The sequence below is a fragment of the Nocardioides luteus genome, from assembly GCF_000960475.2.
Taxonomy (GTDB): Bacteria; Actinomycetota; Actinomycetes; order Propionibacteriales; family Nocardioidaceae; genus Nocardioides; species Nocardioides luteus_A.
Map to the genome: position 1 here is coordinate 81,111 of NZ_JZDQ02000019.1, position 10,952 is coordinate 92,062.

Below are 10,952 nucleotides of genomic sequence, written 5' to 3' on the forward strand. Positions count from 1 at the left end.
CGATCAGCCTCCTCAGACCGGCTGCCAGGCCAGCGCCTCGGCGCCGGCGAAGTAGCGCTTGGTGACGGCCTCGGTGGCCTCCGCGCAGGTGACCTGGAGCCGCTCCATCTCGGCGGGCAGGTCGGCCAGCAGGTCGTGGAGCGAGCGGTACTCCAGCGACGCGCGCATCCGGCCGATCAGCCGGTGGGCCTCGTCGGAGAAGCCGGCGCGCCGGCTCGTGCCCTCCAGGGTGTCCAGCGCGCCCTCGGCGCGCTGCAGCGCATGCACCACCGAGCGCGGGAAGATCCGATCCAGCAGCAGGAACTCCGCGGCCGCCTGCTCGGTCTCGACGCCCTTGTTGACCCGCAGGAACGCGTCGTACGCACCGCACGCGCGCAGCGTCGAGTTCCACTGCGACGCGCCGCCGGCGCTCGTCAACGAGGTCGTCGCGACCAGCCGCGAGGTCATGTCGGCGCGTTCGACGTAGCGGCCCAGCATCAGGAACTGCCAGGACTCGTCGCGCATCATCGTGGCGTCGGCGGTGCCGTTGATCTGGGCCACCCGGTCGCGCACCCAGCCGAAGATGAACGGCGCCCGCATGTGCTTGAACTGCCCGGCCGGGATCGCCCGGTAGGTGGTGTTGAGCGCCTCCCACAACGGCACCGAGAGAGTCTCCCGGGCGCCGCGGGCCGACTCCCGGGCCGCCCCGAGCGCATAGGCCATCGAGGTCGGTGCGGTGGTGTCGTACGCCAGCATGTCCAGGATCTGGGGTAGGCCAACCTTCTCGGTGGGCGGGATCTCGATGCCCATCACCGCCAGCAGCGAGCGGCAGGCGGTCTCCTCGTCGGTGGCGGCGTCCTCGAGGATGTGCTGGGTCTGCACGTCGAGTATCCGTGCGGTGTCCTCGGCACGCTCGATGTAGCGTCCGATCCAGAACATCGACTCCGCGATCCGCGAAAGCATCACGCCACCCCCTGTGACTGACCCGACGATTGACTCTGAGGCGTCGGTCCGGCGAGCACCCAGGTGTCCTTCGAGCCGCCGCCACGGGAGCTGTTCACGATCAGCTCGCCTTCGGCGAGCGCCACCCGAGTCAGGCCACCGGGAAGAACCCAGACCTTGTCGCCATCATTGACCGCGAACGGCCTCAGGTCCACATGCCGCGCCCCGAGCTGTTCATCGATGAAGGTCGGCACCGTCGAGAGCTGCACCACCGGCTGCGCGATCCAGGAGCGTGGGTCCTCCAGGATCTTGCCGCGCAGCACCTCCAGCTCGCGCGCCGAGGCCGCCGGCCCGATCACGATCCCCTTGCCGCCCGAGCCGTCGACGGGCTTGAGCACCAGCTCGTCGAGCCGGTCGAGGACCTCCTCACGGGAGGACGCATCGCCCATCCGCCAGGTGTCGACGTTCTTGATGATCGGGTCCTCCGCCAGGTAGTAGCGGATGATGTCGGGCATGTAGGTGTAGACGAGCTTGTCGTCGGCGACGCCGTTGCCGACCGCGTTGGCCAGGGTCACGTTGCCCATCCGGGCGGCGTCGATCAGGCCCACGCAGCCGAGCATCGAGTCGGGCCGGAAGTGCACCGGATCGAGGAACTCGTCGTCGATGCGCCGGTAGATCACGTGCACCGGGGCCAGCCCCTTGGTCGTACGCATCAGCACCTGGCCGTTGCGGCAGACCAGGTCGCGCCCCTCGACGAGCTCGACCCCCATCGTCCGCGCCAGCAGCGCGTGCTCGAAGTAGGCGCCGTTGTAGACGCCCGGGGTCAGGACGACCACGGTCGGGTCGGCGACACCGGCCGGGGCGGCCGCGCGCAGGGCGGCGAGGAGCCGCTGCGGGTAGTTGGCCACCGGCCGGATCCGGTGCTCGGCGATCGCCTCGGGGAGCGCCGCCGAGATCGCGCGGCGGTTGGTCATCACGTACGAGACTCCCGAGGGGACCCGGACGTTGTCCTCCAGGACGCGGAACTCGCCGGCGTTGTCGCGGACCAGGTCGATGCCCGAGACCTGGATGCGTACGCCGTTGGGTGGATGCACCCCCGCGGCAGCGCGGTGGTAGTGGCTGGAGGTCGTGATCACCTCACGCGGGATCACCCCGTCCTCGAAGACCTTGCCCTCGTCGTAGACGTCGGCGAGGAAGAGCTCCAGCGCCTTGACCCGCTGCTGGACGCCCTTGTCGATCGTCGCCCAGGCGTCGCGCTCGATGACCCGCGGCACGATGTCGAGCGGGAAGGCCCGCTCCTCGCCACCGATGTCGAAGGTGACGCCCTGGTCGAGATAGCTGGCCTGCATCGCCTCGACCCGGCTGATCAGCTCGGAGGCGCTGAGCCGCCGCAGGGAGTCGCCGAGCCGTTGGTACGGAGGCCGGAGCTCGCTGCCGACGAACATCTCGTCATAGGCCGGATCCCGAGTCTCGTAGGCGTCGAACATCTGGCTCATGGGGGCAACCTACTGAAATCCGTGTAACAGCGCTGTTGCCCACGCGAACATCTCGCACAACGGTAGGTTGGCGACATGAGTGACGAGCACGCGGGCGAGTTCTACTACTGCATCAAGCACCACACGGTCGAGCCGTACCAGGGCTGCAAGGCCAAGGACCGCCTCGGCCCCTACGCCTCCCATGCCGAGGCCGCCCGGGCCCTGGAGCACGTCCAGGAGAACAACGAGCGGTGGGACAAGGAAGACAAGGCCTGGGAGGGCGACGCGGGCAACGAGGACGAGTAGGCCCGGGCTCCGGGTGACCCTCAGCGCGGGGTGACCCGGAGCAGCACGTCCTCGCCGTCACCGTTGTCGGTGGTGAGGAGGAGGTCGCCGTCGGCGGCCAGCGAGACCGTACGCAGCCGCCCGTAGTCCTTCATCGCCTCGGGCGCCCGCTCCTCGGTGAGCTTCCCGGACTCGTCGAAGGAGAGGATCAGCAGCTCCTGGTCCTTGAGCACGGCGACCGCGAGCGCCCCGCCGAAGGCGCCCCAGCGGTCCTGGACCGGGATGAAGGTGCCGCCGCCGGTGGCGACGGTCGGGTTGCCGGAGCTCCACGCGGCCTCGATCTGCTCCCCGGGCAGGTCCTGGTCGGTCATCGGCACGGACTCGTCGTAGCCGGGGCCCGGGTTCCAGCCGTAGTCGCCGCCCAGCGTGATCTCGTTGACCTCGTCGTCACGGTCCGGGCCGTGCTCGACCGACCAGATCGTGCCGTCTGCGCGCTGCGCCAGCCCCTGCACGTTGCGGTGGCCGAAGCTGGTGATGAACCGTCGCGGTCCCTCGTCACCCGCCCACGGGTTGCCCGGCCACGGCTCGCCGGTCTCCGGGTCGAGCCGCAGCGTCTTGCCGCCCAGGGAGTCGAGGTTGCGCGGGTTCTCCTCGTTCGCGGCGTCGCCGGTGCCGACCCACAGCGCACCGTCGGAGGTGATCAGCAGCCGGCAGCCACCGTGCCTCCCCGAGGTCGTGGGGAAGCCGTCGATCAGGGTTCGCTCCCGGGTGGCCCGGGTCAGTCCGGCGTCGAGGGTCCAGGAGATGACGCGTACGTCCTCACCTCCGTTCCACCCCTGGCAGGTGTAGATCCGCCGGTTGTCGGCGAAGTCCGGGTCGATCTCGAGGCCCATCAGACCGGTCTCCCCGGAGACCCAGATGTCGTTGTCCACGAGCGGGATCTCACGGCGTTCTCCGCCGTCGATCAGCGACACCACCGCCCGCTCACGCTCGGTGACCAGGAACCGGTCCTCGCCGATGTCGGCGACGTCCCACGGGTGGTCGAGCTCGTCGTTGACCACTTCGACGTCGAGGTCGGGCACCCGGTCGGAGGTCGGCAGGACCGCCGGGGGAGTGGACGAGGAGCTCGGGGGAGCGCTCGCCGAACCCGACGGGTTCAGCGGCGGCGGGGTGGAGGCGGGGGAGGAGTCGCCCGCGCACGCGGAGGTGGAGCCGAGACCGAGAGTGAGGACGAGGGCGGCAACGGCGCGCATGCCTAGAAACTACAGGCGTCCCCCATACCCTGTGCGCTTATGGCGAACGTGCTCAAGGCGATGCGTGACCACCCCTCCGCCGTTCTGCTCGTCGGGCAGCTGGTCGCCGTCCTGGCCTACCCGTTCCTCGACGGCTCCACCGCCGGCCGTGCCGGCATCGGCGTGCTCCAGCTGTTGCTGCTGGTCGTCGCCGTGGCGGCCGTACGCCTCACCCCGGCGCTGTCCTGGGTGGCGATCCTGTTCGGGGCGCCGGCGACGATCTTCGCGGTCTGGGAGGCGGTTGCACCGAACGAGGGCTGGGTCGTGCTGGTCTCGGCACTCTTCCACGTGCCGTTCTACCTGTTCGTCTCCTACGCGATGATCCGCTACCTCTTCCACGACGACGTCGTGACCCGCGACGAGCTCTACGCCACCGGCGCCGCGTTCACCGTCGTGGCCTGGGCGTTCGCCTACCTCTTCGCCGCCGTGCAGGTGATCTGGCCGGGCTCGTTCGACACCCAGCGTTCCTGGTTCGAGCTCCTCTACCTCTCCTTCACGACCCTGACCTCGCTCGGCCTCTCCGACATCGTCCCCGTCCAGCCCCACTCCCGCTCGGTCGTCATGGTCGAGCAGGTCGCCGGCGTCTTCTACGTCGCTCTCGTGGTCGCCCGCCTGGTCGGCCTCGCCAGGCCGGGAAGCCGCTGAGCTGTCCGGCACCGAGTTGTCCACAGGCGCGACCGATTGCGGTGGCGGCCCGTCCGGACCTGTCGCAGCGTGTGGGTATGGAGGAGTCGCAAGCACGCCGAGCGCCGCGGCGGCGTAGCGCCCGCTGGGTGAGTCTCGGGTCCGGGGTGCGGCTCGCGACCGACCGCGGTGACGGCGATCCGGTCTGGGCCCGGATGCGGGCCTGGGCGGAGCAGTTGCCCGACGGCACGGTGTTCACCGGGGTGACGGCGGCCGAGGCGTACGGCCTGTGGCTGCCGCCGCTGGATCCGGATCGTCCGATCGAGATCTCGGTCCCGAGCGGGCGGCGGGTGCGTCGGCCGGAGGTGGACGTGAACCGGCATCGCCTTCCGCCCCGCAGCCACGGGATCGAGGGCGTACGGATCGCGACGGTCGCCGAGACGGTCGTCGCCGCAGCTCGACGCATCGGTCTGTTGGACCTGGTCGTGCTCGTCGACGGGGTGCTGCACGAGCAGGGCTGCACCCGCGAGGATCTGGAGGATGTCGCGCGCGGCCGTCGCGGCGGGCCGCGGTTGCGCGAAGCGCTCGCGCTGGCGGACGGCAGGTCGGAGTCGCCCTGGGAGTCGCTGCTCCGGATGCTGCACGAGGTGTGCGGCGTTCCGGTGCAGCCTCAGGCGGAGCTGTTCGACGAGGCCGGTCGCTTCGTGGCCAGGGCGGACCTGCTGATCACCGGGACCCGGACGCTGCAGGAGTACGACGGAGCCGTGCACCGGGATCGTGGCCAGTACGCCCGCGACCGCCGCCGGGACTCGGGCCTCGCAGATGCGGCCTACGTACGCCACGGGTATGTCGCGCCGGACGTCCGCTACCGCGCAGCGATGATCCTGCGGGAGGCCGACGAGGCGCTCGGCCGGACCTACGACCCGACCCGTCTGGACGCCTGGTACGCCCTGTGGCGCGGATCCCTGTGGGAGCGCGACCCGAGAAGTGGTCACCATGGGCCCGGCGGTGAGCCGACGGACGGCCCATAGTGACCACTTCGCCGGAGAAGAACGTCAGAAAGTGTGCTCGGGACCCGGGAAGGTCGAGCCCTTGACGTCGGAGATGTAGGCCTCGGCGCCCTCGGCGAGGACCGACTTCACGTCGGCGTACTGCTTCACGAACCGGGCCATCTTGCCGCCGCGCATGCCGAAGGCGTCCTGCCAGACCAGCACCTGGCCGTCGCAGTCGGGGCCGGCGCCGATCCCGATCGTGGGGATGTCCAGCTCCTTGGTGATCTGCGCGGCGACGTCGCCGGGGACCATCTCCATGACCACCGCGAACGCGCCCGCCTCCTGGACGGCCTTGGCGTCGTCGATGATCCGGTCGGAGCTCTCGCCGCGGCCCTGGACGCGGTAGCCGCCGAGCACGTGCTCGGACTGCGGGGTGAAGCCGATGTGGGCGATGACCGGGACGCCGCCCTCGGTCAGCTTCTTGATCACCGGAGCCATCTCGGCGCCGCCCTCGAGCTTCACGCAGTGGGCGCCGCCCTCCTTCATGAACCGCACCGCGGTCAGGTATCCCTGCTCGGGCGAGGCCTGGTAGGAGCCGAAGGGCAGGTCGCCGACGACCATCGCCCGCTTCGCGCTGCGCGAGACCGCGCGGGTCAGCGGGAGCAGCTCGTCCACGGTCACCGGAAGCGACGTCTCGTTGCCGAGGACGTTGTTGGAGGCGGAGTCACCGACGAGCAGCAGGTCGACCCCGGCCTCGTCGAAGATCTGGGCGGTGTACATGTCGTAGGAGGTCAGCATCGTGATCTTGTCGCCACGCTGCTTCATCTCGCGAAGATGATGCGTGCGCACCTTGCGTACGGGCTTGGCCGGCGCGTTCCCGGCAGCACCGGTGCCGTAGGGCGCGGTCTCCTCGGCAGAGGGGTTCGAGCTCATCATCGAGCCTTTCTGGTGTCATCTCGCAGCTCCCTGATGGAGTCCACGGACTACCTCCAGCGTAGGTCCAGATGAACCCGTTGGCGCTGTGGTGGTGATCACAGCCTGTCGAACGGAGCGGCATAGCTGAACCGGCCCCGAAGACCGGGTTCGTACGCCGCCAGCGGCCGTGCCTGGAAGTAGTCGCCCCACGCCGGATCGGGCGCCTCGATCCCGAGCGATGAGGCGGGCACGAAGCCGAAGCGGCCGTAGTAGGCCGGTGAGCCGAGCAGCACCACGACCGGCTCGCCCATCGCGTCGGCGGCGCCGAGCACGGCGTGCATCAGCGCCGAGCCGACACCGTCGCGCTGACGGGCGGGCGAGACGCTCACCGGCCCGAGCCCGAGCGCGGGCCGCCCGGCGAGCTCACCACGTGTGGCCACGATGTGGCCGACGATCTCGTCGTCCACCTCCGCGACCAGGGAGAGCTCCGGGACCCATCCCGGGTCCTCGCGCAGCCACCCCACCAGCGTCGCCTCCCCGGGCACGCCGTCGGGCTCGACCGGCGGGGCGGAGTGCTCCACACCGGAGAAGGCAGCGGCGGTGACCGCACGGATGTCGGCCACGTCCTCGAGACGTTCGCGTCGGATCAGCACGCCCCGACGCTAAACCGGACGACAGCCCCGGCGCTCCTGGTTATCGTCGCGCCATGCGAGTGCGAGAGGCGACGACGGCGGACCTCGACGCGGTGATCCACGTCGGCGTGACGACGTGGCGGGCGACGTACCCGCCGATCACCGGCGAGGCGTACGTCGAGGAGGGCATCGCCACATGGTGGACGCCCGACGCCGTGCTCCCCGGGATCGAGAACCGCCGGGTCCTGGTCGCCGAGGACCGCGATCGGGTCGTGGCGATGGCCGCCTACACGCCGTTCGAGGACCACCTGATGCTCTGGAAGCTCTACGTCCTCCCCGACGCCCAGGGCTCCGGCGCCGGTGGCGCGCTGCTGGCCGAGGTCATCGCCCGCGCCGGCGACCTGCCCGTACGCCTCACCCACCTCGTCGGCAACGACCGCGCCCACGCCGTCTACGAGCGTCTCGGGTTCGTCGAGACCGGCAAGGTCGCCAGCCCCATCGACGGCGGCCCCGACGAGGTCGCGATGGAGCGGCCCGCGGACCGCCGTTGACCTGCGGCGGTAGCCTCCCGCCTCATGAAGATCCTGATCACCGGCGGCGCCGGCTACCTGGGCTCGGTCACCGCGAAGGCGCTGGAGTCGGCGGGCCACACGCCTGTCATCCTGGACTCTCTGCTCGTCGGCCCGAGGAAGTACGCCGAGGGCCGGATCTTCTACGAGGGTGACATCGCCGACCGCGCGCTGCTGCGGCGGATCGTCGACGAGCATCCGGACCTCGACGCGACGATCCACATGGCCGCCCGGATCGTGGTGCCGGAGTCCGTCGCGCTGCCCTACGAGTACTACCGCGACAACGTCGCCAAGTCGCTCGAGCTCTTCGACGAGCTGACCGCGCTCGGCAAGACGCGGCTGGTCTTCTCGTCCACCGCGTCCCTCTATGCGCTCAAGCCGGAGCTGGAGGTACGCGAGGGCGACCCGGTCGCGCCCACCTCTCCCTACGCCCGCACCAAGCGGATGATGGAGCAGGTGCTGGAGGACATGGCCGCCGCCACCGATCTGCGCGCGATCATCCTGCGTTACTTCAATCCGATCGGCGCCGACCCGGACCTGGAGTCCGGATACCACTTGCGCGACGCCACCCACATCGTGCCGATCCTCGCCCAGACCGCGCTCGGCCAGCGCGACTCCTTCACCATCACCGGCGTCGACCATCCCACCCGCGACGGCACCGGCGTGCGTGACTACCTGCATGCCTGGGACCTCGCCAAGGCGCACGTACGCGCCGTCGAGCGCTTCGACTCCGTCCTGGAGACGACCGGCGAGACCAGCACCTACATCAACATCGGTGGCGGCGACGGGGTCACTGTCCGCGAGATGATCGCCGCGGTGGAGCGCGTCGTCGGGCGCCCGATCCCGACCACCGAGGCGCCACCGCGTCCGGGCGACGCGGTGGGTGCCTTCGCCAACGCCGACAAGGCTCTCGAGCTTCTCGGGTGGAAGGCCGAGGCAACCCTCGACGAGGCGATCGCCTCAGCGCTGGCGTGGGCGGAGAAGCGCAAGGGCGTGCTGGGTTACTGAGCCGCGGCGAGTCCTGCCGGACCCGAAACTTCCCCACGCGTACGTCGCGTGCCCTCTTCCTGGAGATCTTCCCTCTGCTCCGGAGCGTGGGAAAGATCCACGCGGGTGGGGAGTGCGTGTTCGGGTGGTGAAGTCACTGGTGGCGTGAGCAGGCGCGCGGGTGGCGGACCTAGACTCAGGATCGTGGACTTCTACTCCGCCTACTCCCATGGCTTCGCGCGGGTCGCGGCGTGCACCATCCCGATCTCCGTCGCCGACCCGGCAGCCAACGCGCGCGAGGTGATCGCGCAGGCCCGCGAGTGCAGCCAGGAGGGGGTGGCGGTCGCGGTGTTCCCGGAGCTGTGCCTCTCGGGCTACTCGATCGACGACCTCGTCCTGCAGCGGACCCTCCTCGACGCCGTCCACGCCGCGATCAGCGCGATCGTGGTGGCCTCCGAGGAGCTGCTGCCGGTGATCGTCGTGGGTGCGCCGCTGCGTCACGGCGACCGGGTGCTCAACACCGCGGTCGTGATCCACGGTGGCGAGGTGCTCGGCGTGGTGCCCAAGACCTATCTGCCGACCTACCGCGAGTTCTACGAGAAGCGGTGGTACGGCACCGGCGACGGCGCCGACGGCACCATCATGCTCGGCGGCGAGGAGGTTCCGCTCAGCAACGAGCTGCTCTTCCGCTGCACCGACATCAAGGATCTCGTCTTCCACGTCGAGGTCTGCGAGGACATGTGGGTCCCGGTGCCACCGTCCGCCAAGGCGGCGCTGGCCGGGGCGACGGTGCTGCTCAACCTCTCTGCCAGCCCGATCACGGTGGGCCGTTCCGACGCGCGCCGCCTGCTGGTGCAGTCGGCCTCCGCGCGGTGCATGGCGGCGTACATCTACACCGCCGCCGGCCAGGGCGAGTCGACGACCGACCTGTCCTGGGACGGTCAGACGATGGCGTACGAGCTCGGCGAGCTGCTCGGCGAGACCGAGCGGTTCCCGGACGGGCCGCGGCGCACCGTGGTCGACGTCGACCTGGAGCGGATCCGCGCCGAGCGGATCCGGCAGGGCACCTTCGACGACAACCGCCGCGCCGAGGGGACGTTCCACTCCGAGATCGAGTTCGAGCTCGCGCCGCCGCTGACCGGCGACGGGCTGCGCCGCAAGGTCGACCGGTTCCCGTTCGTCCCCGACGACCCCGAGAAGCTCGCGCTGGAGTGCTACGAGGCCTACAACATCCAGGTCTCCGGTCTCGAGAAGCGGCTGCAGTCGATCGGCCCGGACACCAAGATCGTCATCGGCGTCTCCGGCGGCCTCGACTCGACCCATGCGCTGATCGTCGCGGCCAAGGCGATGGAGCGGCTCGGTCGCCCGGCGAGCGACATCCTGGCGTTCACGATGCCCGGCTTCGCCACGTCCGACGACACCAAGTCCAACGCGATCCACCTGATGGAGGCGCTCGGGACGACCTACGAGACGCTCGACATCCGCCCCACCGCCACCCAGATGCTCAAGGAGATCGGCCACCCCGCCGGCGACGGCGAGCCGGTCTACGACGTGACCTTCGAGAACGTCCAGGCGGGGCTGCGTACGGACTTCCTCTTCCGCATCGCCAACCAGCGCGGCGGCATCGTGCTCGGCACCGGCGACCTCTCCGAGCTCGCGCTCGGCTGGGCGACCTACGGCGTCGGCGACCAGATGTCGCACTACAACGTCAACGCCGGCGTGCCGAAGACCCTGATCCAGCACCTGATCCGCTGGGTGATCAGCACCGAGCAGTTCGACGGCACCGCCGACGAGGTGCTCCAGGAGATCCTCGACCAGGAGATCTCGCCCGAGCTCGTGCCGGGGGAGGAGCTGCAGTCGACGGAGCAGAAGATCGGCCCGTACGCCCTGCAGGACTTCACCCTCTTCCACACCGTCCGCAACGGCTTCACGCCCTCGAAGATCGCCTTCCTGGCGTGGAACGCGTGGCACGACGTCGAGGCCGGCGAGTGGCCCCCGGGGTTCCCCGAGGCGAAGCGGACGGCCTACGAGATGAAGGAGATCCGGGCCTGGCTCGAGGTCTTCGTGAAGCGCTTCTTCGCCAACCAGTTCAAGCGCTCGGCGCTGCCCAACGGTCCCAAGGTCTCCAACGGCGGCACCATGTCGCCCCGCGGTGACTGGCGGATGCCCTCGGACGCCTCGCCGGCGGCCTGGCTCGCCGAGATCGAGGCCCGGGTGCCCGTCGAGTAGCAGATGGCTTCATCCTCCTCGGATTAAGCAA

11 protein-coding genes are annotated in these 10,952 nt (G+C 70.1%); 6 read left to right on the forward strand and 5 right to left on the reverse strand.

Translation table 11 applies throughout. From position 1 onward, the window contains the following. Positions 1 to 12: 12 nt before the first annotated feature. Together UG56_RS14755 and UG56_RS14760 are read right to left on the reverse strand one after the other, a co-directional pair. The gene (locus tag UG56_RS14755) at positions 13 to 942 is read right to left on the reverse strand and encodes an alpha-E domain-containing protein (protein WP_045550184.1); all 930 of its coding nucleotides are present in this window, start codon (positions 940 to 942) and stop codon (positions 13 to 15) included. After that, positions 942 to 2,417, reverse strand: coding sequence for a circularly permuted type 2 ATP-grasp protein (locus tag UG56_RS14760; RefSeq protein WP_045550185.1), 1,476 nt, complete (start codon positions 2,415 to 2,417; stop codon positions 942 to 944). Before UG56_RS14760 ends, UG56_RS14755 begins: the two co-directional genes overlap by 1 nt. A 75-nt stretch (positions 2,418 to 2,492) precedes the next feature. Between UG56_RS14760 and UG56_RS14765 the strand changes: the two genes are divergently transcribed. Further along, positions 2,493 to 2,702 (forward strand): hypothetical protein, encoded by a 210-nt coding sequence (locus tag UG56_RS14765; protein ID WP_045550186.1) that lies wholly within the window; start codon positions 2,493 to 2,495, stop codon positions 2,700 to 2,702. A gap of 20 nt (positions 2,703 to 2,722) precedes the next feature. On the opposite strand, the gene UG56_RS14770 is transcribed toward UG56_RS14765, so the two are convergent. Further along, positions 2,723 to 3,934 (reverse strand): PQQ-dependent sugar dehydrogenase, encoded by a 1,212-nt coding sequence (locus UG56_RS14770; RefSeq protein WP_045550187.1) that lies wholly within the window; start codon positions 3,932 to 3,934, stop codon positions 2,723 to 2,725. 39 nt (positions 3,935 to 3,973) lie between these two features. Here UG56_RS14770 and UG56_RS14775 point away from each other — a divergent pair, with 39 nt between their 5' ends. Both UG56_RS14775 and UG56_RS14780 read left to right on the forward strand, forming a co-directional pair. Continuing rightward, positions 3,974 to 4,618 carry a potassium channel family protein gene (locus tag UG56_RS14775; protein WP_045550188.1) on the forward strand — a complete coding sequence of 215 codons (645 nt, stop codon included), beginning with the start codon at positions 3,974 to 3,976 and terminating at the stop codon, positions 4,616 to 4,618. Between the two features lie 128 nt (positions 4,619 to 4,746). Then, entirely contained in the window at positions 4,747 to 5,628 is an 882-nt protein-coding gene (locus tag UG56_RS14780; RefSeq protein WP_143055046.1) for a hypothetical protein, read from the forward strand. Positions 5,629 to 5,652: 24 nt separating this feature from the next. On the opposite strand, the gene panB is transcribed toward UG56_RS14780, so the two are convergent. Further along, entirely contained in the window at positions 5,653 to 6,525 is an 873-nt protein-coding gene (gene panB, locus UG56_RS14785; protein WP_084101080.1) for a 3-methyl-2-oxobutanoate hydroxymethyltransferase, read from the reverse strand. A 95-nt stretch (positions 6,526 to 6,620) separates the two neighbouring features. Then, positions 6,621 to 7,157: a GNAT family N-acetyltransferase gene (locus tag UG56_RS14790; RefSeq protein WP_045550189.1), complete on the reverse strand. Its 537-nt coding sequence runs from the start codon at positions 7,155 to 7,157 to the stop codon at positions 6,621 to 6,623. A 53-nt stretch (positions 7,158 to 7,210) separates the two neighbouring features. On the opposite strand from UG56_RS14790, the gene UG56_RS14795 reads away from it, so the two are divergent. The 3 genes from UG56_RS14795 (at position 7,211) to UG56_RS14805 (ending at position 10,921) form a co-directional block, all read left to right on the forward strand. Next, positions 7,211 to 7,687 (forward strand): GNAT family N-acetyltransferase, encoded by a 477-nt coding sequence (locus UG56_RS14795; protein ID WP_045550190.1) that lies wholly within the window; start codon positions 7,211 to 7,213, stop codon positions 7,685 to 7,687. Between the two features lie 24 nt (positions 7,688 to 7,711). Beyond that, positions 7,712 to 8,713, forward strand: a complete 1,002-nt coding sequence (gene galE, locus UG56_RS14800; RefSeq protein ID WP_045550191.1) for a UDP-glucose 4-epimerase GalE — start codon at positions 7,712 to 7,714, stop codon at positions 8,711 to 8,713. Positions 8,714 to 8,896: 183 nt separating this feature from the next. Then, on the forward strand, positions 8,897 to 10,921 hold the full coding sequence (locus UG56_RS14805) for an NAD(+) synthase (RefSeq protein ID WP_045550192.1): 2,025 nt from the start codon (positions 8,897 to 8,899) through the stop codon (positions 10,919 to 10,921). Positions 10,922 to 10,952 lie beyond the last annotated feature (31 nt).